This window comes from Stutzerimonas kunmingensis, assembly GCF_002929225.1.
Classification (GTDB): domain Bacteria; phylum Pseudomonadota; class Gammaproteobacteria; order Pseudomonadales; family Pseudomonadaceae; genus Stutzerimonas.
In genome coordinates this window covers 633,685-657,129 of the sequence record NZ_PISM01000004.1, presented here as the reverse complement: position 1 = coordinate 657,129, position 23,445 = coordinate 633,685, and the positions used below count along the sequence as shown (strand labels likewise).

The following is a 23,445-nucleotide window of genomic DNA, read 5'->3' as shown; positions in this document are numbered from 1 at the left end:
TTTCACCTTTTCTCTTTTAGAAATTTTTTCATATCACTCGGATTTGTAATACGCTCGCGCTTAGCCACGGCATAACTAGTCGGTATATATTTTTTCGCAAATTCTGAATTACCGTTGGTGCGACGACTACTCATTAGCCCCCTGCCTGTGCACCTAAGATATTCTGCATAATATTCACCTAAGTCGCTTACCATATATCTGTACAGGCTAGAAACCGAAACCTTTACCCCGTCCAACTCAAGGGCAGCTGCGATCTCATACAGCGTCTTAAAGTCCTTTAGTGCGTCCACCAGAAATGCTTGCTTACCATAAAGTAAAATTCTTGCCTGCCCCTTAACCATATTGCCACCTCATTTTTATTTATTATCTCAATGAGTCGTTTGTAATGGAATATACCGCCTCATTCAATTTCTGGTATACAAACAAAAATAATGACATGTTACGACACCAGCTGCTTGTAAATGAAAGGGCTCGACAGCAACCGACTGTACGTGACTACATATGAATAGACATGAATAGAAAAGAAAGTCGATTAACACTGCTGCACCTTCTTCAAAGGTTGCACCAGCGCAAACCCCCAGCGCAAATAGCTGTTGCATCGAAGCATGCTCATATGCCTCTACTAATGATGTAGTACGCATATTCAATGAGGCATGTTATGAGAAAAATCTACAGTCAGAGCATAGAGAGCCATGCAAACCAAATAGCATTGGACAATCTTGTCAAATCCCTCGGCATCGCTCAAAGCCGGGTTCTTGAAAAAATAATAACGTCGATTGAGGTTGACGACCTTGTAGCCATTACCACTCGCCAACTCTCTTTAAAGACAGCAAGAATAATCCAGCTAGATCGCGCTACGGCCCAGGTTATTCAGGATGAAATAGCTCGCGCACTTACCCTGTTGAGCGCTAGGGTCACTGACGCCGCGAACGATGGAGCAAGGGCCGGTTTAATGTCGATCCTCGATTTTGAGGATCAAACATGAGCATCTTTACTATCGATAAATTCAATACAGAAGACATCCAAGCGCGTGCCGAATACCATGAAACTGGAGAGGAGATACCTCACAAATCGTCAGGTGCTGAAGACTATTACTTCAAACCCGATGGCGACACTCTACTGACTGCTTTTGTTGGCAGCGGATCAAGCGAACTGAAACTCGGTGCCAGACCAAAGAACGGGGACTATAAAGCCCTTATGTCTGGCATCAATCCGAGGACGGGAAAATCATTTTGTAGCAAGACAAGGCGGACTCAGCTAAGTAATGCGAATCGAGCCCTGGCCGGATTTTCTACATCTTTTAACGTCGAAAAGTCGCTATCACTGTTGTACGCCACCCTTCCCCGCGATCAGCAAATGGCATTTGAGCGTGCAATGATGGAAGCCACCGGTCGAACCATCTTGCACCTCGAAAGTCGTGGCATCTTCGCTTACCGCACTGGCGCACAAGGCAGCGAGACTAATCCGGGCGAAGTCGTGGCAGCGACTTATCTTCATTTCACGAATCGCAACCAGGAGCCGCACCTTCACGTGCATGCGGAGTTTCCGAATCTGGTTCTCGGCAGCGACGGCCAATGGAGAACGTTGGATGCCCGCGAGTTATACCGCCGCCAAGTGGAGATTGCCGCTCTGTTTGATGCCAGCCTTGCCAGCATCCTGCAACGCGATCTCCCAAGAGTCGCCAATCATCTTGAGTGCGCTCCTGAACGCAGCGGCCTGGTCGTCGCCGGCATTGATCACAGCACAATCATGCGTTTTTCCACACGCCGCCAGGAAATTCAGGATGCCCTGAAGGCCATGGGGGCATCAGGCGCTGACGCGGCACGAGCAGTCGCGAAAAGAACACGCCAAACCAAAGCCAGGGTTGGAGGGGAAACGTTGCGAGAGGAATGGAAATCCTGCCTAGCTGACCTGTCACCCGAGCCTGGAGATCTCACGCCAACTACCCTGCTCGCCGCCGAAGCCCTGGTATTCAAGAACAACTCTGTCTTCAGACATCACGATCTCGACCGCGCTGTCGCCATGCTGAGCATCCTGCATGGCGGTATTGGATCACTCTCAGAGATTGAATCCGCCGTCTCCCAGCAACTGGGAATTGTGCGCCTGCCGGACAGCCCTGGTGAGGAGCCATATTTCACTACTGAAACCTTCAGGCAGCTCGAAACCGACCTGCTGCGCTTTGCTCGCCAAGCATCAAGACATAGGCAGCGCTTCACCCTGCCCGACCTTCAAATCCAGCAAGCATTGCGGCAATGCGAACGGGAGAAAGGATTCCCCCTTCGTGATGAGCAGGTTCAGGCCATGCTGCATGCCACCGATGGACGCCAAATCGCAATCATCCAAGGTGCTGCGGGCACTGGAAAGTCCGCATCACTGGCCGCGTTCAAAACTGCCTATAACGCTGCCGGGCATCGCGTACTCGGCTTGGCTCCATCAGGGGCAGCTGCGGCCGAGCTGCAAAAAAGCGCCGGTATTGACTCGCAAACCATCCATGCGCTGCTCATGCGCCTGGAGAGCGATAACGCCAGAAAACCATTTACCTTGACCAACCTGGACGTAATCGTGCTGGATGAAGCAGGCATGGTGGATACTCGCACGCTGCATAAACTCCTTGGCCATATCGAGGCTGCGGGAGCCAAGATTGTGCTAGTAGGAGACTCTAAACAGCTTGAAGCTGTTGGCTCGGCATCCACGCTTCATATGCTTACCCGGCACCTCGGTGCAGCGCGGCTTGAGCAGATAGCCCGCCAGCGTAGCGCTGAGGATAGAGGTATCAGCCAGGCCTGGTTTTCCGATACACAGGATGCCCCTGCAATGATGCAACGACGCGGATTGCTTCGCGGAACGAGCCCCGAGCATCGATCCCCCCTTGAACGAATGCTCAACGATGCCGCGCAGGTACACAGGGCTGGCACTGACTGGAGCGAAATCCTCCTGCTGGCTGATCGCAACAGCCATGTAAACCAGCTCAATCAGCGCGTACGGGAAATACGCATGGCACATGGCGAGCTGGACGAATCTGCCGAAAAGGTTATCCAGGTGAGCAATGACAGAGGGTACTCCCGACAGCTTGCGCTCTGCCCAGGCGACCGGATCATGCTGCGCAAAAACGCAAAGCTTGGTCAGACGCCAGTGTTCAATGGAGACCGAGCGACGGTCACCCATATCGAGTGTCACGAATCGGGTAATGATGAAGCACAGTTTAAAACGCTTGTGTATGTCCGTCTGGATCGTTCAGGCACTGAAATCTGCTGGCATCTCAGCGACTACGACAAGCTCGATCACGCTTACGCCATGACGGTACACAAATCCCAAGGACTTACCGTTGAGCATGCGTTCTATCTGGTCAGTGAAACAACCGACCGCCGTTCTGCCTACGTCGCCTTCACACGCGCCAAGACCGCCTGCCCGTTTTACCTGTCCCCGGAGTGCGAATCCGCTTTCGCGAATCGGACGAATCTCTTCAAAGCGAAAATGACAGCGCTCGATGCAGATCCAGAAACGAAGCGGCGGACGCTCCAGACGCCCATCCGCACAGATGACACTACTATTAGAGCGCAGCAGCCAAAAATAAAGGAGCTGCTGGAGAAATCAGGCGTTTACTTTTCATACACTGGGACGCCGGAAATCCTTCGGTCTGCTGCCCCTGATGCGTTAGCCAAGCAAATTAGGAGCCGACCGGCCTACCGGCTTCAAACCCGCTCACGAGCAAAGCTCGACCTCCTGCTTCAACGCCTGCGGGAACGTTTGAGCACCTTCAAGTTGGCAGGGAAAACTATTCTCAAGAGTAGGTTTTTTCCTGAGAAACCTGAATCACTCGGTGAAGCTGATGCACAAACAAGGCTCCACTCTCGTGAGACCCAAGGTTGCATATTGCGATACAACCTTCAGCCGGGCAGCCAGAGGAGCGCGCATGATGCGTCTGTACCTGGATACTGAGTTCACCCAACTGAACCGCTTTACCTACCGGCTGATCAGCCTTGCGCTGGTTTCCTCGGACGGTCAGGAGTTCTATGTCGAGCTTGCAGATAATTGGACGGAAGACGAGTGCTCCGACTTCACCCAGTCCATCGTTTTACCCCAGCTAGATTTGCTTCAACATGGTAGAAGCACAGAACAAGCCAGGCTGGACTTACTCTCGTTTCTCCGCTTGGTTGGCTCAGCTGAAATCATCAGCGATGCCATAGCCTGGGACTGGCCGTTGCTCCTCTGGCTGGCAGGGTCATCAGGCCTCCCTGATGGTATTGAGGCTGGGACTTTTCCAGCTGCGATCCAGAGCGATACCGAAGAGCTCGACGACGCTCCGCACCATGCACTTTTAGACGCTAGGCAACTAGCCGAAACGATAGAGCGTCATATCCGCTGCTCCAGCACCCGGGACAGGAAAGAATTGATGACCGTCGCCCAATTGATTCAGTTGCTACAGCAATTTCCCGACGACATGGCGGTGCTCGTGGAGGGCTACGAAAACGGCTACGACCCGATCCACTCGCTATCCATCCAAGAATTGGCCGGGGTTCAAAATGCCGCTGATTATGATGGTCTCTTCGACACCCCGAACAATCTTGTGATGGAGATTCCGGGCGAGAAACTGACAGGCATACGAGCCATAGCGCGGAAGGAAAACGGGGAGCGGCTGAGTTGCGTGGTGATCGCAGGGCTTAGGGGGCAAAGAAGATAGCGTCGATGTATCAGACAGCAAAGACCCAGCTCGGTCTCTACTGCCCGGTAATCATGGCCAGGATACCGGGACTGAGTACCTCCAAACGCTTTGCCAGCTCACGAAGTAGCTCAATGTCGAGCTTTTGAGCCCAAGACGCGTCATACCTCATCAGAAAGATATCACCACCACCTTGATAGAACGCTATCAAGTCTGGCTCCAATTCAGGGCTAAGCCAAAGCAGTACCCGGTCATTGAAATGCCACTTTCTACGTCGAGGCAGATGCGAAGTTATGAGTGGCTTAAGCTGCTCGGAAAGCTCAAAAGTAAGGGGAAAGCAGTCCCCTGAAAAGCCATAGCTGAGACGCATTTCAGTAACTGGGATGATTGCTGGCCTGTTGAACTGCCCCTTGCCCATTGCTCCTCCGAACCCTAATCATTTGCTGAACAACCCTATTCATCAATGCCTTAGGTCACCCCAAGCGCTTTGAACACCGCATCCACCGGATCGCTGTAGAAGCTGGTTTGGAACTTAGCAAACAGCTCACCAGGTACGGTTGGGATGTCCGTCACACTGGCCATGGGCAGGAGGATGCGTTTCGCTCCCGCATCGAAAGCCACCTGCATGCATTCAGCCAGGTTCTCCACTGGCACCACGTTTCCACCCAGGCTCATATCCCCCAGCACCACCATCTGCGCTTGCAGTGGTCGCTGCATCAGCGCTGAGCAGTAGGCAACAAAGCCGGCGAGGGTCAATGCCTTGGGGGCACCCGTGTTGTGAAGCTCAACGGCATGCAGGTGATAGTCGTGATCGCCCACTTTTGATGCTGCGCTCACGCGATTGATGTTGGCTTTGAAGTAGTCGAAAGCAACCTTCAGAGCCTCTTTAGCTGAAGAGCTGGTTCCGAGGCCGGACATATTCAGTTTGCCGCTACCAGCCGTGATCTGGGTTTCCAGCCGGTAAAGCCCCAGGTGCCCATTGGCTCCAGTCGACACCAAGTGCATTGCTCCTGGCTTACCTTGCCCTTCGGGAATCAGCCCGCCCCCGCCCTGCTCCGGCACGCTGATGAATGTCTCCTCCAAGGTGTCGGCGTCGATGTACGAGAAGTGGACATCAAAGAATTCCATCCCACCGATTTTCTTCAGCTGCTCCTTCACCCGGCGCCGGGTCTCCAAAGCGTACTCAAGGCAGCGGCGTACAGCTTCTCGGTCGTAATCAGCGCTCGGATGTAGCAGCTTGAGCAAGCCAGATACCGTCCGGCGCACAGCGATGGTGTCACGCTGATTTAGGTTGTTGCCCAGCTTGAAGAAGCGGTCGATGGCATCGGCAAAGTTTCGTTTGCGCATCTCGCGCATGAACTCGGCCAAGTAATCGGTAATCAGCCCGTAGCGATTGGTGAAAAATTCAGGGCGCATCTTCGGCACTTCCCAACCTGGAATGTAGGCATGGAAACGGTCGAAAAACGCAGAGTCGATCATCGCGCTTGGAAACGGTGCCAGTAGGTGGCTGGTCTTAACCAAGGTGTCCACTGGTTGGTTGATGTTGCCGACAAACATCATGCTCGCAGATGCTGAGATGGAATCACGCCCACGGGCGAAGGAGCCCGAGGCCATATAATCCTTCATGATCTGGACGCCGTCCTTGTCCTTGAACGAGATACCTGCCACCTCATCGAAGGCAACCACATCCCACATCCCGACCAACCCTACTTGCCTGCGCGACATGTTGTAGAACAGGTTTGCTACGGTGGTCTGGCCACCAGAAACCAGGATGCTGTTCGGGCTAACTTCCTTATAAATATGGCTCTTACCTGTGCCCCGGGGGCCAAGCTCGCAGCAGTTATAGTTGTTCTCGACGAAGGCAATCATCCGCGTCAGCAGATGCCATTTCGTGCGCTCATTGAAATGAGCTGGCTCCATGCCCGTTGAGCGCAGCAACACATCAATCCACTCGCTTTCACTGAACGCCTTGCGCGCTTCCAGCAACGCATCCATATCCATGTTTGGCATCTGGATAGGCTTGAGATCATGCACTGTGAAAGGCGAACCTTTGGCCCCTTCCTCGAAGAAGTAATTCAAGGTCACGATGCACCAGATACCTCCCGCAAGGAGCTTCTCAAACTCCTTGATGAAGCGACTGGGGATCTCGGCATCTTTGACGCCAAGGTTCATGAATAGCGCCTGGTAGATATCCCGGCGCTCGTTCAGGCTGACTGAAACCTTGTCGATGATTTTGAAACTGCCGCGCTCGCGGATCTTCGACTTAACCTTTTCGGCCTCGTCGGGGCGAACGTAGTTTTCAGCAAGGATACGCTTAACGGTTTCCAAGCCATCGGCAATGACCTCCTCGTTATCCGAAGCGCAGTACATACCGAGCAGATACTCAAGCACGTACACCGGTACGTTGATGCCTTCCTTCAGACGCTTGGTCAGATCCTTGCGCACTACCTTTCCGGTAAAGAACCGGTTCAGCAGAGCATCAAGATCCAGGTCAAGGTTGCCGCTATCAGAAGTCAAAGTCATTGCTAATCGCCAGGTTGATACGGACATCAATTCGGAACTGCTCGACGTCGGTTTCGGCGTCTAGCAGCTTAAAGAAATAGCGTTCACTGGAAGAGAACGGACGGTTCAATAGCGTCAGAATCACCTTGCGTTGGCGCTGGTCAAGATTCTGTGAATCGCTATCTAGAGAGATCAGCTCCACCGCTGATACCGCCTCTCCAGCATCATCATATAAACCTACACGCAGCACCGCCGGAAGTACCCGCTCGGAGACTGCCTCCGTCTGCAACAGGTTGAACACATAGCGGTTGGTGGTGATGGTGAAGTTGTTACCAAGCACCGTGACCTGCGCCTTGCGCACTGCCGTGTCTTTGGCCTTCTGGCCGCGCACCTGCTGCACCTTGAGCACCGGCACAGCCACTTCCTGCAACGCAGCTCCGCCATGAATAAACCGTGCGCCACCGACAAAGTGGAAACGGTTCACCCCGCGTGGCGACCAGAACATCATGTCATCGCTGATGCCTGCGGTGTCCCGGATGTAGCCAGCATGCACCTGGTCGCAAATGCCCAGATTTCGACCAATCAGATAGCGCTTTTTCGAGACCACAGTCCCAGAGGGCTTGGTGACCAGCTTGCTCTTATCTAGAGCCTCAAGCGCTGAATCCTGGAACAGGAAGCCGTGATCCGCTGTAACCACCACCCGATGACCGTTGAGATTATTGATGATGCGACTAATGATGGACTCCAGCTCTTCAATGGCATCGCGACAAGCACTGAAGGTGCTGCTCTCAGTGCTGGCGGTATCGCCAACCGCATCAATCTTGTTGTGATAAATGTAGATAACACGGTACGGCTTGATTAGCTCTCGCCCATCGGTCTTGTTCATAGTCAGGAAGTCTTCGGCACGCAGGGCCAGACCATTCACACTGGCTAGAATCTTGTTACGCGCCTCAAGACCATCACTGCTCAGTCCATCCACCTGAACCAAGCCCGCATCGGTATAGCTCAGTGACTTGTGCGGCAGCAGGCTGGCCATACCGAGCTTGGTGTATGACGGCAGCACGCCCAGTTGGCTGCTCAGCTCTGCGGCAAACCGATACTTACCATTTAGCGACTCACTCAGCTCCTGAGCCACCTCGTAGCGCAGCGCATCGCTGATCACCACGAACACCCGACGATCCTCGCCACCTTTCAGATAGCGATCCACCTGCTCGGCATAGAAGTTTTGTTGATTGGGTAGGTCAGGCAATTGCCACTGTTGCAGCAGGCCGCCATCGACGAAGCTGCCCCACTTCTGTGCCAGCGGTTGCAGGAAGCCATTCAAGTAGTCCTGTTCAACTCGGGAGGTCAACGGGGACAAGGCGTCCGGACTACGTGCGTACACAGAATCAGCGGCTTCGTGATACATCCGGTAGAGCTGATCGAAACGATAAAGCTCACCGGTGTAAGCGCTGTAGCAAGCCTCAGCGGAAGCAAAAGAAAAACCACCGACGTAACGTAGCTTCAGCTCGAACAGTTCAGATGCTGCAATCAGCGAGCGGTAGTAGGCGTACCACACCGAACGGTTGGCGTCCTCGTTATCTGGCCAGCGAGGATTGGCCCAGTAACCATCCATGCGCCGGCTAGCCATATCCCGCAATTTCAGGCCAACCGCTTCGCTGGTATTAGAGAGCACGGCATCTCGCAAACGCTCGGCAATCTGACGCTCAACATCAACAAACGTACTGACGGCCATCAGTGCCTCCAAGGGCACCTGAGCCAACAATTCTGTCGGGCGCAAATCTGCCGCCACCCGCTTCGATAAACGATCATATGCACGCTGCCGCAAGGTGCTGTCGCGCCACTGCGACAAGAAGACCGAGACATTTGCAGCGCGTGCGGGGTTGAGTTGAAGGGCCTTGAGGTTGGTCGGGGCATGGGTATGCAAGGCATGCCCGATATCAGTTGCAAACAACCGCACCAGAAAATGCCGCAGGGATGGTTCGCCATGCTGATAACCGAAGGCCTGCAACATCAGCTGCCAGAACACCAGTTGCATGTCGAACTTGCAGATCGACTCCCACAGGGGGTTATTCTCCAGCTCCTCAGCTTCAGCCAACGTCGCAAAGATAGCCGTGAGCACTGCAAACAATTCAGCCTGCTCAACCTTCGCCAGCACCGCGAGGATCTTCAGATCTAACGCAGCCTCATCGTCATCGGGATTGAGCAGCCGCTGGATCTTGGTGACTCGATCTTTGCTGGCGAAGAACGCACTACGCAACTTCAGGTGCTCACGCAAACTGTGCTTACGCAGTCCCAGTTCCTGCAAGAGCATGGACGTACGATCCGCTGCAAATGGCGCGGCATACAGTCGAATATCCAGCAACCAATCCTGCTCTGGCTCGGGGCGATGACTGTCTTCATAAATAAGGAAAAGGCCACTCGGATTCAGCAACTCGACCTGTTGCTTGATCGCCAGCGCTGGCGTCTGCGAGCGGCGCAGAACCTGAACATTCTGCAATGTCAGCACTTCCAACGTCTCGCTGAACTCGCCCAGCGGATCTTCCCACCAAACCACTCGGCTGACGGCAAACTGCTGCTGTAGGCCGTCGATGATCCGTACGATTTGTGCAGACTGCTCAGACATCAATTACCGCCTCCAGCGGGTTTATAAAACCCACCTAAAATAAACTTTCAGTGCTTTTTTAGAGCAAAAAATAAACCATCCGAAAGGGATGGATTTCCAACCAATGCTTTATGAGGAGCTTTGAACCACGGAGATTTACTGGCAAGACTTCACCATCAAACGCAGTAAAACCTGCTCCAGTCGAGCCAAGGACTCTGCGCGCTTACCCTCAGCCATTGCACGAATATTTGTTAGCTTCCAGTTAACGGCTGGCAGCTCTGAAATACCAGCCAGATCGAGCAGCGACCAGTCTGGCTGGCCACGTTTAAGTGATAACAAAAACGCGACATCCCGTTGCTCGATCTGCGCTCGAATGGCATCCATTAACGCGGCCTGGGTGGCTTCGAGCTGCTCAAGACCGACAGTCTCGCGCGTCATGCCAGAAAACTCAGCCTGATAGATCTGCTTCAGAGGTTTCCAGCGTGGCTCCAACAAATCGGCCATCGGTCGTCCATGGCTGATTAGATACACAAGAAAGCCTTCAAAGATTTCCCGCGTCAGCCCCTCCTCCCTGAGCATCAGCATCACATCAAACAGATCACGAGGATGCTGACGGTCGAGTGCAGCGCAGATTTTACCTCCGTAGAGATCCGGCAAAGACACGACCGGCATACTGGCAAAGCCAAACTCATCCTCGACTTCTGCGACCACATCCCGCTGCACAGGCAGATGCACAGTACCGCGCAGCACCGGAGAAACCTCGACTTTGATCTGCGCCGTTGCTGAGCGCACAAGAATGCGCAGCTCATCCGGTCGATTGGTTTGCAGAGTGGCTTTGACGCCTAGCATGCCCCGCTCGATGGATGCTGCAATACGCCCCAGTGCGGCACGCGCATCATCTAAGGCTGCTTGCCGTGAAGCATTCGGCAAGTAAGCCAAGTCGATATCAACCGAAAGACGAGGCAAATTGCGCACGAATAGATTGATGGCGGTTCCGCCTTTCAATGCAAAACAGTTTTCCACCGCGACCAAGGGTAGCGTCTGCACTAAAAGACGAACCTGGGCTGCATAACGAGCATCAAGAGGCATCAGCAAATTGCTCCGGCACCGTAATCAGAAATTGCTTGTCCAGACACCCACCCGCAATTAACTGCCGTTTGCCAGTACCCAGGTCGACTCGCGTCAGGTCGAGACGGGAATACCACGCATGCCCAGAATGGCGTGCCAGCAACAGAAAGACCCGTTTCACACGTACTGAGCGACAGGCCTCCAGCAAGCGTTGTAAACGCCTGGGGCTGAAGGTAGCCAGCCCGTTTAGCAGCTCCGCTACCGAACTGAACAATGCCTCATCTTCACTGGCGTGGATCAGCTCTAGTACCGCCCGCTCAGGAGAGGAAATCTGCAACTCGAACTCGCGATGAGCAGGCTTGAAGGTTTGCCAGGCAGTGGAATCAAGCTCGCTGAAAAGATTGGCCGCAATGCAGCGAATCGACACCTCCCACTTATGTTCAGCAAACCAGCCAGGCAGTCTTAAGCCAGGGGAGGCAAACAAAGTCACCACATCCTCGCCTAGCGGCAGATAGTGGCTATAGCCTTGCAAAGCAAGGGCAGTTTGGCCGCCCGGCCAGACTTTCAAGAGGCCGTCCTGCTGCAAGCCAAATACGCCTCCCAGCCAGTCGACGCTATCGCCACGTCGCTGCCAGGCACCATGGCCAATCCGCTCAATCCAACCGGACTGCTGGTACTTACGCGCCAGGCTGCTGCCAACACCGTGCTGGTGTAACCAGCTCTGAGTGGCAATAACTCCAGAGGGCCAGTCTGCAATCAGATGGTTTATTTTCACGCAAAAAACCTAGCAAAATGATCATCTAATTGAAAAATTATAAACCAACCCATCATTACCGCAAGCTAGAAATACCCCGGGGAGCGTCCATGCAATATGGAGTTATCAAGATCTGAGTGCCTCAATCACTACGAATCAAACCCAACAGAATCTGCTCCAAGCGATCCGCTTCGGCAGCTACCGAGGCCGCTATAAAGGCTAGCTCCTCACTATTGAAATGAACGACCGGATGACAGGCCCTGACAGCCAACTGCCCACGCTGGTCAACGTGGAAAGCCGTCGAGAACAAGGAATTCATGATTTGTCGTGTGGCTGCTTCCTACTGGAAGCCAACTGTATTGAAGGCAATCACGCCTCTTCTCAGGAAGGTGAAGCTGCTCCGGTCAGTTTGAAAGCGCTGCACGTTAAATTTATTCACAGCAAACAGCTCAGGTTTGAAGTACTGAGGTGCAAAAAGATCAAAACCTGCCTCCCTTAGCACATGCTCTGGTACCACATAGGATTGATCCACAACCCCCCAGAACGTCCAGCCAGACTCAACACAGATACCCAGTACCTTGTTGTTCGCGTAGCTGACGCCTACTGCACCAATTGTCGAGCCAACCAGATTGCCAAGCAAAGCGCCCAGTATCGGCACGGGGATAAGCATCTGACCGAGAGCAGCACCGCCTCCGCCCATCATCAGTGCCACCGCATCTCTTGAGGAATTGAAAGCAAGCTCTTTTCCAGAGATCTGCCCCTGGGCATAACGCCAGGAGTTTTCGATGGAATTCAGTGCCATTGCAGTGGCCATACCAATAGCATTAGGCGACACCCCCTTGAGAGACTGTCCCATCAGACCAGATTTACAGGATCCAGTGATAACAGCTGCAAGCCCGCCACGTAATCCTGCGGCAGATGAACTCGACAGGACGTGGCCTGCGCCCTCACGGATAAGCTTTGCATCTAACTCACCCGTTTTGAGGCACTTGTCAATGATGCGGTAGACATGGGGCGCAGCAGTCAGGGCAGCGGAAAAGGCGGCCGCGTTAAGTGCTGCGCTACCGGACTCTCTAAAAATATCCGACCATTCGATAAAACCTTCAGTATTAAGACCATACTTATCAGCATCAATCTCACCATCTTGCTTTAACTCTGACGCAATGCTTTTTGCATCGCCTTCGGTTAAAGGCTTTGAGGTTACGCCGTCGACCTCAATTCGATCACTGACAGTATCAGCTGTGTCTTGGTATGCCGCAGATACCTCGGGACGGCTATCCTGGTTACGTGCAGCTTGTTTCTGCGATTCCGCAACAACGCCTTCTAGCTGATCCGAAGGCACAATTTTCTGGCTGTCAGAATACGCAGGATTACCTAACTGCCTTGCTGTATCTTCAGCCGTCTTGTAATACTTCAACTCAGCATGCGAGGCCGCCGAGGCATTCCCGTAAGCCACATCCTCGCCGGTCTTGTTATTACTGAGAGCTGTCGCCCATACATCATCATTGCCTTTTGCGACCGCAGAAACCTTAAGTGTTTCTGCATGCCAGACTTCTGCAATATTGCCTTTTACGTAGTCGACGCCCACATTTGCACGACGCTCAGCCTCCTTGGCCATTGCGGCAAGAGCCGTATCGATTGCTGACTGCACATCTGAAACAAAGGCTGCCGACTCAAGAGCACCGCTTACCCCAGAGAAGTCTCTACTGGCCCTAAAATAGGCGTCAGCAAAATCGCCCATTATTCACGTCCCTTAGTCCAAATTTCGAGCTCTGTCAGTAAAAAATTATAGATCGCCATTTTAGTTTGTTCATAACGAAGTACTCGGCGCGCCTTTTTATTCATAAAGAATTTAGCAACACTATAAACGCCACCACCGATTATCGCGGCCGGAAGAGCAGGTACCGCAACTAAAAACCCGGCGCTCATCACTGTACCTAACGTGGCCGAAGAAGCGATACCGGCAGCCGCAGAGCCATATCCTAACTTACTTTTGAATGCGTCAAATGCTGGTTTCTTTTCTAGGTTACCTTCGCCGAAAATAATAGCCTTACTGCCATCCCAGCCCAAGCACGCCCCATTTACGTTAACTATTTTTGAGATTTGCGGTTGATACATCTTGGTGAATCGATTTTCGTCTGGCGTTCCCAGAAAGACCGCATAGCTACGCCCCGAGAGCGTAGGGGCGTTTTGTTTATAGTGCTCGATAGACCATGCCGAACAATCAAAACTATCCACCTTTGAAATTTCATGCTGCATGGCAACCGCCAGATCTTCGTAGTCATCAGGATAAACTACGATTATTTGTTTGTTTGGAAACACCGTAACACCTCAGTTTTAACAAACGATTAGTCTTCTTTACCGCCAGTAACCGCCTTGACCTCAGCCAGCAGATTACCGAATTTTCCATAGTTGACCTTAACGCCATCATCCAGGTCGAGAGTGATGCGCTGGTCGGCGTAGGGGCGTAGGTTTTCGTCGAAGCGGCGGAGTTCTTCGAGCTGCTTGGTGAGTTTATCTTTGCGCTTTTGCAGGGCTTTTTGTTGGGCGCTGCTGGTGGCGCTGTCGATGTCATCGGTGAGCTTGTCGATACGGGCCTGCATACGGCTTTGCAGCGGCACGACGTATTCCATGCGCATACGCGAGAGCGTGCCCTCGTTATAGCGGTGCAGGTACACCAGGCACTCGAAGGCCTTTTGCTTGCCGCTGGAGAACAGCCAGTAGATTGGGCGCTTCTTGTAGGTTTGCAGGTGGTCTTTGTAGAAACTGGCGGACAGGTAACGGCGGATGGCATCGTCAGCGGACTCACCAGCCTTACGGCCCAGGCTATCGGCCAGCCACTCCATATTTTCTACAAGCGTTTCAGCACCCCAGACCACCTTGACGAACTCACGTACGCGCTCGGCGGCATCGTCCTCGAACCAGGACTCATCGGTGATGGGAATAATACCGTCGGCATCCGCAGGAAACTTCGTATAGCGCGAGGGATCAAAACCGAAATTGCTGTTATTAGCATATACAAGGCCTTGCTCGTTTAGACTGTAGCGACCATTCATACAGCCAACGGCATAAGAAACTAATCGCACCGCGTCACCTTCGCGACTGGCTGTTTTTAGAGAAACTTGATCACTTTCAACCTGCTGAAGAAGTGATTGATCAACCTTATAAGAGATCACAAGTAACGACTCAATTTCACGCTCTAAACACTCAAGATTGTATACCCTAGCCTCGCAACTTGATTTAAAACTTAACCAGCTATCCGAAAGTGACCGCCCCCCTAGCTCGAATGGATATCTAAAGCCCCATGACATCTCATTCAAGTCCCAATCCTCTTTCGAAATATCAATCGCCCTCTGCACAAGATCATTAATGGCAGACCTATCATCTAAAGATGGGACACAAATAGGGATAGAATCCACATCCTCGATGTTTGTATTAATAGTAGGATTTAAAATATTTATTGCAAGTTTTGAAAACCTACTACACAAAATCGCCAAAATTAGTTTTGAGTCATCCGTGTTTTTTGGAAAACCAATTGAACCAGAAACATCCCATAAAAAACCCGGGGGACAATATCGAGCAGCGAAAGAGCTTGAACCAATCAAAGTCCAGGTCACACAAGGCTTAAGATAAAACTCTGAGTTCTGAGTCCTCGCTCTAACTAATCCTCGCCCTTCATCTTTCCAGTTAATAACATATTCATTATTTCCATACCACTTTCTAGGCTGCCCACCTTTTGTATAGGGGATCCAAAAAATAGAATTCAAATCAATTTTAGAAAAATCATCGACACCCAAGGCTATTTTAGAAAAAGATATTTCCGGCCAGAGCCTAATATACCGCTGCGTATCACCAGTAATAATTCCTTGTATACAATGCGCAGCAGAGGCTATATTAGGATTTTCAACAAAAACATCTCTAGTATTATCATCGATCCAGTAAGCTAGCGGGCTACCAGGAACCTTAGAAAAATCAGACTGGCAGGTTTCATCAAAGCGCTGCCCACTAGCCAGAAGCAAATCTTGCTTTTCCTGCTCTGAACCCTCTATCAACCTGTTAAACACAGGCCTCGCTTCTGAAATATTTGTCTTCCCCAAGACAAATGCAGTAGTCTGAACAATCTCCCCTGATATTTCACTAAACGCCCTTGCCCCTAGATGAGCCATGGTAATAACGGCCCTATCTGTAAGAATTTTTTCCCTCATAGACTGGTATGAAGAAAGAAACATCCAACTCTGCATAGTCACCATGCTGTTGAAACCGTTTGACCGGCACAACATGAAACCTCGCTCCATAAACATCGCGAAAAGATCTGCTTTACTGTCTGGAAACCCCCTTTGGGCAAAACTCTTGAGGAAGGCGTTCATACCCTTGCTACCCATATACGGAGGATTCGCCACCACCGCATCATATTGCAATGCCAGTAAACTGGCAGGCCAAGCAAACTGCTTTAACACCTGATTCGCATAGCTGCGCGAAAGATCATCGCCCTGGTTACGTACGCTAGCCAGCAGATCAACGATATTTCCCAGCTTTGCATTAAGAGCTTTCGGTAGACTGATCAGAGAACCGAAGTTCTTACCATGCTCAAATAACTGAATTAGTTGGCGTAAATCAAGCACCGTAAGCCCTGAGCTATGTTGCGTTTCCAACTGCCCACCGCCGAATAGCTGTCCTGAATGGAATGCATCGCCGCCCTCAATCTGGATAGCGGCATTAAGAATGACCTGGGCCATTTCCTCATCCGGCAGGCCAACACTTTGCTGAATGGCCATAACATTGAGATGTGGCGGATTTCCTTCCTCATCGAATAGCCGGCGATCATCCTCGCGAGCCTTCATCAGCAGGGCGAAACCAGCCAGCTGAGCAGCTCGGTCGTCGATATCGAGGCCGAATAGGTTCTTTTGCAGGATCAGCCGTGGGATCTCCCGCAGGCGGTAGCCCCGCTCTTCATAAATGGCTCGCAGCAGGTTGTAGGCTTCCACCAGGATATGGCCCGACCCACAGGCTGGGTCGAGCACGGTCAACGACTCAGGATTGAGCGTGCCGCCATCTTCATCCATCCGCACCTTGATCAAGGCATCAAGCTGGGCTTGCACCTCCAGTGTTTGCTCGGCGGGCTCGATGTAGTAAGGCATTTTGTCTTTGAGGTTTGAGCCTGGGTTGGCCATCAGCCAGAGGCGACCGAGGCTGTTTTGCACCAGGTACTGAACGATCCAGTTGGGGGTGAACAGCTGGGTGGCGGCGGGAATGTCCTCGCTCTTGACCACCTTGCCGATCACTTCGTCCTTTTTGTCGCTGATATAGAACTGATAGAGCCAACCGATGACCTCGACCTCTTGCCAGTCGGCCTCGTCGATATCGCTGACCAGGTGAGCAATGGGCGAGTCGGTACGCAGGAGGTTGTCCGGGAGCAGCAGCTCGGTGGCATCGTCTAACGCCTCGAAGAGGAACGGCATATTGCGGTGCAGCTCGTGGCACTGGGCGAGGAGAATCTCGCGGTAAAGCGCTTCGTCCTGATTACCTGCGGTTTTCAGGCGAATGACTTCAGACTTGTCCAAACCAGGCAGATCAAGGTGCTGAACGTGATCGAGAATCTCTGGCTGCTGACCTTGTGGGTGGCTGAGCACACGGTAGCCGTGGCTGAGGTAGCCCTTGAGTTCCATAAAGCGAATGGCTACCAGGCGGTTAAACCAGGTGTAGGCCAACGCCTCGACCACGGCATTAAAGCCCTGCTGCTGAATACGCTGAGCCAGCGCGGAGCGCTGCTTGGCAACACTGGCCGGGAACGGCTGGCCAGCAATCAGCAATACGTCGCCCGTTTGTTCGACACTGACCGGCAATGTCGGATCAAGCCCGAGGCGACGGGCACGCAGGGTGACGGCCTCGATAAAGTCGAGACGAGCCTGGGGGGCGTATTTTTTCAGAGCGGAGCGGTTCATAAACTTCAAATCCTTCCAAGGCTCAACAGCAATCGATTTTGATCGAGGAGCGCTTAACGATCTTGTGTTGGAGTGAGTGGCATCCAACCCATATGGGTATTGCAGTGATGCAGACTATGTTTCTCGATGCTGGATGGTTTCAAACTCGATGTCATAACGGCCTTTCACGATTTTGGCCTGAACAAGATCAGCATTGAGGTCACGACAGATTCGCTGAATATCTTCCTGACTACCGTGCCAGTTGCTGCCCAATATCACTGACTTCACCGGGCCTGGCAGCGGGTGTTTTTGATTGCCTTTGTCCTTCCACAAGCGCCACTCTTTTTCGTAGGCCCAGTGGTGGGACTTGGTGTACACAACCTTGTTAGTCAGGGCACGAGGATCTAATACCAACTGATCCACGCTGGGGGTCGGGTACATATCCGAGTAGATAACTGGCCTGGATTTTTCGAGGATGCCGGAGTCCTCGTCGATGTTGCGCTCAAACTCGATGCAGATGCCTTTGTGCTCATCGGCGTAGTGCGACCAGAGCAGAATCGAGTCTGGCACCATCGATAATGAGAGCACGCCAAGGCTCCGAATTTGGTCTCGGGCCGCTTCAACCTGCTGCTTCACCATGGCCTTGAAGTCATCGCTGAGAACAAGGCTGTTATGCCGGGAATGAAGCACCCTTGTGCGGATGTATCCTTCAACTTCATCCCAATGACAATTCGCTTTGTATTTGACAGCCAGGGCGATGGCTGCATGCACGGAGATGTCATTTTGAATGTCGTAGATTCCCTCGAACGGATCATTGAAGGCCGACATGCTGGAGTACCAAATCCTCTGTTCAAGCAGTGTCTCCCTGGCAAAGCCTGGCCAGGGCATGTACTTGAACAAAGAGGTCACTTCCGGATAGGGAATCATGCTCACATCCTTATGCGCATCGTGCCGCCCACAGGGCAGCACGGCTGTTGGCTATCGAATTTCTACACGCTGGTTATCAGCGATTGCCTGCTCAAGCTCTTTACGCAGTTTGGCGAGGAAATTGTCGATATCGGCTTGTGTTTCGATATAGCCAGAGCCCGCGAGCAGCTGAGCATCGATAACCCGGCGTTTTTTGACCGGTACGACCGGCGCGACTACAGCCGCAGGCGTATTCACCACCTGAGCGCTGGGTTCGGCTACAGGCACACCCGGATTACCGCTGCCCGAGACCACGGGCGTTGGTGCCGGTGCGCTGGCTGCGGCCTTGGCTTTGGCGGCAGCCTGTTCGGCCAACAGGTGTAAATGGTCGATGGCTGCATCGGCTAGATCGCGCGCCTCATCCTGCATTTGGCTGATATGGGCCAGGCTGCGCTGTTTGCTAATACGCTGCCGGAGGTTTTGCAGGGCGAGCAGGCTCTTGTTGCGCTGATCCGTGCTGGCTTGCAAATCATCCAGTTCCGCATTGACCTTGGCCAACTGCTTGTCCAGCCAGGCATCCGCGCGTGCGTGGGCATCCTTGAGGAAGCCGTCGTTGATCTGAGTGATGGTTTGGATCAGCCCTTCACCTTCGCGAATCAGGTTGAATGGAGCCTTGGCGCTGAGGATTTCGTCGATGCGTGCCAGGGCACGAGCGGCTTTTTCATCCTTCTCCAACTTGGGGCGGTTGGGCTGGAAGTCCCGCTGCGCCGCACCTAGCTTGTCCCAGGCGGTTTTCTGGCTGCTATAGAAGTTATCCAGGTCACCGTAGCTGTCAGAGAGGTCGAGCAGCGCGCTGCGCTCCTTGAGGAATAGTTGGATAGCATCGAAGCTATCCGGCGCAGCCTTGAGTTTGCCAATCAGCTTGATGCCCTGGTCGATGTCGTCCAACCCTGGGTACTGGCCGGTCTGCGCCAGTGCTCGCCACTGTTTGAACTCACTCTCCCAGCTGGCCAGGCTGCTTTGCAGGAGGGTATAGAGGCTGTCCTCGCCATCCGGGGCGATCTTCTGAAACACCTCTTTGAATTGCTGACGGGCTTTTTGCAGCTCGCCTGAGCCGACCTGTTGGCGCTTCTGAATTTCAGTGGTGCGCCAGCGAGCCGGGGTGGAGATTTCAGCCCAGATTTGCTGCGGAGCCAGCGGGCCACCATTGCCGATCAGGCTGACTTCGCCCTTGAGCATTAGCCGCACAATCAGCAATACGGTTTCCCATTCTGGCCAACCATAAGGGCGACGACCGTAGTGGGTTTCCGCGAGGTCATGCAGGACGATGCGACGTGATTGCCCCGCCAGCAATTCAATGTGCTGACTCACCTCTTTCAGTGCGCGTGGATTAGCTTCGCCGGTGCTCTCAAGACCCAGGCCTGGTGTTTGCTGTGTGGCCAGCATGGCCTGGATTTCTTTTTGCGGGTCGCTGCTCAGATGCTGGATGTAACCCAGTTTGCTGAAGGTATTACGCACCAGGTAGTCGAGTGCTTCTTCGGCCAACATCGGCGCGCTGGAAGCCTTGGTCTCCAGTTTGTTGCCGGCCACATAGACCTCAGCCTCACGCAGCAGACGATCCACAGTGGTACTCAGGCGCTGACGGCGCTGGCGGTTTTCCTCGGCACGATCCTGAAGGATGCGCTTGGTGTTGTGCGGCAGCGTGCCGTCGTTTTTGCGCGTGATGTATTTGTCGGTTTGCAGGTACAGACGCAGCTCACGGGCCAGGTCGCGTTCGTCCTCAAGGCGCAAGAGCACACTGCCCTCCCCCTGGCTGGACTCAAGAATGCAACGTTGCTCGCTCCAGGTGTCTCGGTCATCCACCAAGGGGCTAATAACTGAGATCAACAGGTCACCATCTACGCGGTTGCCCAGGGGATGAAGATCACACTGGCGGTTGAGGCCAAAGTCTTTGCCATTGTCGGGGAAGCGGAACTTGCGCTGACCGCGTAGTGCTTCATCAAACAGCAGCTGCCCCAGCTCGCGGGCCTCATCGGCACTAGTGAGATCCATATCCTTGATCTCACGGCTGATGTCGCGCTCTTCGTTGGTCAGGAAGAAGAAGTCATCGCCATTCCGGCTGACCAGGGTTTCCTTCTCCAGGCGCTGGAGGCTGTCTTCGATCTGCTTGCGCAGGCCTTGGCGATCAGCGTCGATCTCATCGATAAACAGGGTGATGAGGTTATCGACGTTACCCTTGATCTCATCAACGTAGCGGATGAGGAACAGGGTCTTCAGCACCAAGGGGTCGAACTCTTGCAGGCTTGGGTTGCTGGCGGCGTTATCGATGGTCGATTTGACCACTCCCTCAAGGAAGCCTTCGATGGACGGATAGAAGCGGTACAGCGGTACCAAGACGCCGACGTTGTTTTCACTGACGGCCTTGGCGGCTGACTGGAAGGCATCCAGCAGTGAGCGCTCCCCCCGGGCCAGGTGAGTACCCGTGGCACCGGCCTTGCGAATGCTTTCGAAAATGCGCTGCACAAGCTGGAACTGGTACGGCACAAAGGGGTAAACGGCGGCGAAGTTATCTTCGTCGGTGAACGCTTTGTACGTGCGCCCGGTGTTGGTGAAGCTGAGCTGGTTGCGCAGGATGTCGGCCTTTTCGCGGTAGATCTTGCGCAGGGCATCTTTGGGCTCAGGTTCTTTGTCGAGCAGGCGACGCTGGATGACCTCATCAACGTTACCGCTGGACAGCGACAAGCGGGTTTTGAAACGCCCCTGAATCTTGGAGAAGTCATTGGCCTTGGAGGCGCGGACTTCGCCCAAGACAGCATCGATATCTTCCTGCGAGGTGACTAGAACCCAAGCGCGGCCACCGCAGATCGTGCCGAGGTTTTCGGTGATGGTTTGCAGGCTGAGCATCAGGTGGGTGTCCTGGCCAATGAACTGGCCGACTTCGTCCACCAGGAACACGATGCGCTGATCCTTGCCGCGTTTATCCAGGTATTCCTTCACCCACTTGGCGAAGCTTTCGACATTGAGGCTGAAGTCGTTTTCGAAGCGCTCCACCCAAGCGTCGGCATCTTTGATTTCCTGCCCCAGGGTTTGGGAAAGAGCAGTAGCCAGTGCATCAACCTGGAAGTGGTAGGCGTCGCGCTCATCTTCCCAAGTGGAATCTGATGCATCGGCAAACGCCTGCTTGAACGCAGCAAACTTGCCCTGGTCGTCCAGGTGACGCTCCATGTGGGCGATGTGCGGATGATCCCCACAGAAGCCCAGGCGCTCGTTGAAGATCTTCAGGAAGACGCGAAGGATGGCATCACGCCCATCACCGCTATCGGCCTTGCTGTCGATGTTGAACAGCAGCACATCGGTCTCAGCAGCGATGGCACGCTTGATGTCGGCAGCGAGCATCGGGTCGGCAATTTTGCGCTCGAAGAAATCGATGGCCTGGCGCGTTTCGCCGTCCTTGCTGACCTTCTTGTTCTCCAGCAGATAAGAGAGAATTTTCAGGAAGTGCGATTTACCCGAGCCGAAGAAACCAGAGATCCACACCCCTACTCGTCCGGATGCATCCTGGGGATTGTCTAGGGCCGCCAGATAGCTTTCAAAAAAACTACGCAGGTGTTGATCCAACTCGCGAGTGATGACGTACTCATCCAGCTCCTGCCAGACCGACTCAGCGTCATCCTGGTCAGCTTTGATAACGCCATTGATCGAGCGGTGAATGGAGCGGGTAAACAGACTCTTGATTTGCACGGTGGACATCCTTTTCAGCTCACCAAACGGAAAGCGCGGTAATAAGGTTTCTCGCCCAGCTGACCGAACAGCTTCAACGATTGGCCGTCATAGAGGCCTGGATAAAACACCACCAGCGGGGTCTGCCCCATGAAAGGCTGGAGGTTGTTCAGGAGGTTGTGGGTGCGGATCAGTGGATAGGCACTGCCGACACCATTGATGACCAGCAAGCCGTACTCACTGGGCGGATAGCGATCAACCAGCTCTTTGGCGACCTTGCCTGCATCCAGTGGCGCCTTGAGGGCTTTTTGCATAGCCTCGTCGCCCTTCTGCGCTTGCAGGCCGATGGACTTGTCTAGCAGCTTGCGTTTGTTGAGCATGTCCAGAAGCAGTTCAAACAGGTTGATAAACGCAACCTTCAGCTCAGGACGGCGTTTGCTGATAGCACCTTCAAGAAACCGGACATGCTCACGTACCTTCACTTCATCCTGCGGCGGATAGTCAAAGGCATAAAACGGCACCTCGTTGCCCAGCCCTTGACCGCCGAGAAAGTCATCGGAGGTGACTTTTTCCAGGATTTTATTGAGACGTTCGTCGAGGTCGTTCACGGGCATACCTGAAGGCAATCGAGCACGTACTGCTCGTTGTGTTGACGTAAATAGTGAAGAACCGCTGGCTCAATCTGCTGACTGCGTAGGCGCAAGCTACGGGTGGCCTCGATGAAACCAGCCTCCGCCAGCATACGCATGGCATTTTGCCTTAACTTAACGCGTGTGGAGTCGCTGAGAGTAGGCATGTTCGGCTGCGAGCGTAGGCTGTCTTCGATATAGGCGTCCCAGTGACGAACCTCCAGGCGCGTTGCAAAACGACGAAACTGATCCCGCACGACCGTACGCAGGAAGTCGCCAAACAAGGGCGAGAATTTCACGGTAGCAGCCAGGACGGCATGGGTCGCAACAGGCATGCTGCCGTCACGCACCAATTGCCAGAGATCTGCATCCATCGTTTGCAACCGGGCACGCGCCAAATCGGCATAGCTCGCTGCCGTCTTGGCCGTGCGTTTTTGCAGTACATTCAGCTCATGTACTTGCTTTTCCCATTCTTGAGCTTCCACTCCCTGCAACAGCAGACCAGCAACGATGCGGGTCTCGGGCACAATTAATGAGCATTTGGTGAAATTGGCCAGATAAAGAGTGCTCATAAGGGCTTCGAACTCATCAACGACATCAGAGCGCCTATTTTGAGTGCCGGCCGGACTGAGCGCCAGCGACAAACGCCCTAGCGCCGACCACATTCAAGAGTGCAAGGT

General features: G+C 53.3%; 17 protein-coding genes. 3 read left to right on the top strand and 14 right to left on the bottom strand.

Annotated elements, in window-relative coordinates:
• Positions 1 to 2 precede the first annotated feature (2 nt).
• A complete protein-coding gene (locus CW305_RS04155; protein WP_104097166.1) occupies positions 3 to 341 on the bottom strand; it encodes a hypothetical protein in 339 nt (112 codons plus the stop codon).
• A 317-nt stretch (positions 342 to 658) separates the two neighbouring features.
• On the opposite strand from CW305_RS04155, the gene CW305_RS04150 reads away from it, so the two are divergent.
• From CW305_RS04150 to CW305_RS23355, 3 genes are read left to right on the top strand one after another with little or no spacing between them, the layout of a single operon-like run.
• Positions 659 to 985 (top strand): hypothetical protein, encoded by a 327-nt coding sequence (locus tag CW305_RS04150; RefSeq protein WP_104097165.1) that lies wholly within the window; start codon positions 659 to 661, stop codon positions 983 to 985.
• Positions 982 to 3,939 (top strand): MobF family relaxase, encoded by a 2,958-nt coding sequence (mobF, locus tag CW305_RS04145; RefSeq protein WP_104097164.1) that lies wholly within the window; start codon positions 982 to 984, stop codon positions 3,937 to 3,939. The genes CW305_RS04150 and mobF overlap by 4 nt, the downstream gene beginning before the upstream one ends.
• Positions 3,914 to 4,681, top strand: a complete 768-nt coding sequence (locus CW305_RS23355) for a hypothetical protein (protein WP_181063847.1) — start codon at positions 3,914 to 3,916, stop codon at positions 4,679 to 4,681. The genes mobF and CW305_RS23355 overlap by 26 nt, the downstream gene beginning before the upstream one ends.
• A gap of 37 nt (positions 4,682 to 4,718) precedes the next feature.
• On the opposite strand, the gene CW305_RS04135 is transcribed toward CW305_RS23355, so the two are convergent.
• From CW305_RS04135 to CW305_RS04080, 13 genes are all read right to left on the bottom strand, one after another.
• Complete coding sequence (locus CW305_RS04135; RefSeq protein ID WP_104097163.1) at positions 4,719 to 5,078, bottom strand: hypothetical protein; 360 nt, start codon at positions 5,076 to 5,078, stop codon at positions 4,719 to 4,721.
• A 50-nt stretch (positions 5,079 to 5,128) separates the two neighbouring features.
• Positions 5,129 to 7,183 carry a protease Lon-related BREX system protein BrxL gene (gene brxL, locus CW305_RS04130; protein WP_104097162.1) on the bottom strand — a complete coding sequence of 685 codons (2,055 nt, stop codon included), beginning with the start codon at positions 7,181 to 7,183 and terminating at the stop codon, positions 5,129 to 5,131.
• Positions 7,167 to 9,788 (bottom strand): BREX-1 system phosphatase PglZ type A, encoded by a 2,622-nt coding sequence (pglZ, locus tag CW305_RS04125; RefSeq protein ID WP_104097161.1) that lies wholly within the window; start codon positions 9,786 to 9,788, stop codon positions 7,167 to 7,169. The genes brxL and pglZ overlap by 17 nt, the downstream gene beginning before the upstream one ends.
• A gap of 135 nt (positions 9,789 to 9,923) precedes the next feature.
• Entirely contained in the window at positions 9,924 to 10,856 is a 933-nt protein-coding gene (locus tag CW305_RS04120) for a nucleotidyl transferase AbiEii/AbiGii toxin family protein (protein ID WP_104097160.1), read from the bottom strand.
• Entirely contained in the window at positions 10,846 to 11,610 is a 765-nt protein-coding gene (locus CW305_RS04115) for a type IV toxin-antitoxin system AbiEi family antitoxin (protein WP_104097159.1), read from the bottom strand. Before CW305_RS04115 ends, CW305_RS04120 begins: the two co-directional genes overlap by 11 nt.
• 121 nt (positions 11,611 to 11,731) lie before the next feature.
• Positions 11,732 to 11,908 carry a hypothetical protein gene (locus tag CW305_RS23350; protein ID WP_181063846.1) on the bottom strand — a complete coding sequence of 59 codons (177 nt, stop codon included), beginning with the start codon at positions 11,906 to 11,908 and terminating at the stop codon, positions 11,732 to 11,734.
• A gap of 21 nt (positions 11,909 to 11,929) precedes the next feature.
• Positions 11,930 to 13,330 (bottom strand): hypothetical protein, encoded by a 1,401-nt coding sequence (locus CW305_RS04110; RefSeq protein WP_104097158.1) that lies wholly within the window; start codon positions 13,328 to 13,330, stop codon positions 11,930 to 11,932.
• Complete coding sequence (locus CW305_RS04105) at positions 13,330 to 13,911, bottom strand: hypothetical protein (RefSeq protein WP_104097157.1); 582 nt, start codon at positions 13,909 to 13,911, stop codon at positions 13,330 to 13,332. The genes CW305_RS04110 and CW305_RS04105 overlap by 1 nt, the downstream gene beginning before the upstream one ends.
• Positions 13,912 to 13,937: 26 nt before the next feature.
• A complete protein-coding gene (gene pglX, locus CW305_RS04100) occupies positions 13,938 to 17,531 on the bottom strand; it encodes a BREX-1 system adenine-specific DNA-methyltransferase PglX (RefSeq protein WP_104097156.1) in 3,594 nt (1,197 codons plus the stop codon).
• A gap of 114 nt (positions 17,532 to 17,645) precedes the next feature.
• Positions 17,646 to 18,437, bottom strand: a complete 792-nt coding sequence (locus CW305_RS04095) for a DUF2971 domain-containing protein (RefSeq protein WP_104097155.1) — start codon at positions 18,435 to 18,437, stop codon at positions 17,646 to 17,648.
• Positions 18,438 to 18,488: 51 nt separating this feature from the next.
• Positions 18,489 to 22,166, bottom strand: a complete 3,678-nt coding sequence (gene brxC, locus CW305_RS04090; protein WP_245890967.1) for a BREX system P-loop protein BrxC — start codon at positions 22,164 to 22,166, stop codon at positions 18,489 to 18,491.
• A gap of 5 nt (positions 22,167 to 22,171) precedes the next feature.
• Positions 22,172 to 22,750 (bottom strand): DUF1788 domain-containing protein, encoded by a 579-nt coding sequence (locus CW305_RS04085; RefSeq protein ID WP_104097153.1) that lies wholly within the window; start codon positions 22,748 to 22,750, stop codon positions 22,172 to 22,174.
• A complete protein-coding gene (locus CW305_RS04080; protein WP_104097420.1) occupies positions 22,741 to 23,337 on the bottom strand; it encodes a DUF1819 family protein in 597 nt (198 codons plus the stop codon). The genes CW305_RS04085 and CW305_RS04080 overlap by 10 nt, the downstream gene beginning before the upstream one ends.
• Between the last annotated feature and the right edge of the window lie 108 nt (positions 23,338 to 23,445).

What these genes read in the sequence shown, in the direction of transcription:
- brxL (WP_104097162.1), bottom strand. Translation starts at nt 7,183, where the DNA reads ATGACTTTGACTTCTGATAGCGGCAACCTTGACCTGGATCTTGATGCT.
- CW305_RS04080 (WP_104097420.1), bottom strand. Translation starts at nt 23,337, where the DNA reads ATGAGCACTCTTTATCTGGCCAATTTCACCAAATGCTCATTAATTGTG.
- CW305_RS04150 (WP_104097165.1), top strand. Translation starts at nt 659, where the DNA reads ATGAGAAAAATCTACAGTCAGAGCATAGAGAGCCATGCAAACCAAATA.
- CW305_RS04135 (WP_104097163.1), bottom strand. Translation starts at nt 5,078, where the DNA reads ATGGGCAAGGGGCAGTTCAACAGGCCAGCAATCATCCCAGTTACTGAA.
- mobF (WP_104097164.1), top strand. Translation starts at nt 982, where the DNA reads ATGAGCATCTTTACTATCGATAAATTCAATACAGAAGACATCCAAGCG.
- pglX (WP_104097156.1), bottom strand. Translation starts at nt 17,531, where the DNA reads ATGAACCGCTCCGCTCTGAAAAAATACGCCCCCCAGGCTCGTCTCGAC.
- CW305_RS04085 (WP_104097153.1), bottom strand. Translation starts at nt 22,750, where the DNA reads ATGCCCGTGAACGACCTCGACGAACGTCTCAATAAAATCCTGGAAAAA.
- CW305_RS04110 (WP_104097158.1), bottom strand. Translation starts at nt 13,330, where the DNA reads ATGGGCGATTTTGCTGACGCCTATTTTAGGGCCAGTAGAGACTTCTCT.
- CW305_RS23350 (WP_181063846.1), bottom strand. Translation starts at nt 11,908, where the DNA reads ATGAATTCCTTGTTCTCGACGGCTTTCCACGTTGACCAGCGTGGGCAG.
- pglZ (WP_104097161.1), bottom strand. Translation starts at nt 9,788, where the DNA reads ATGTCTGAGCAGTCTGCACAAATCGTACGGATCATCGACGGCCTACAG.
- CW305_RS04095 (WP_104097155.1), bottom strand. Translation starts at nt 18,437, where the DNA reads ATGATTCCCTATCCGGAAGTGACCTCTTTGTTCAAGTACATGCCCTGG.
- CW305_RS04120 (WP_104097160.1), bottom strand. Translation starts at nt 10,856, where the DNA reads ATGCCTCTTGATGCTCGTTATGCAGCCCAGGTTCGTCTTTTAGTGCAG.
- brxC (WP_245890967.1), bottom strand. Translation starts at nt 22,166, where the DNA reads ATGTCCACCGTGCAAATCAAGAGTCTGTTTACCCGCTCCATTCACCGC.
- CW305_RS23355 (WP_181063847.1), top strand. Translation starts at nt 3,914, where the DNA reads ATGATGCGTCTGTACCTGGATACTGAGTTCACCCAACTGAACCGCTTT.
- CW305_RS04155 (WP_104097166.1), bottom strand. Translation starts at nt 341, where the DNA reads ATGGTTAAGGGGCAGGCAAGAATTTTACTTTATGGTAAGCAAGCATTT.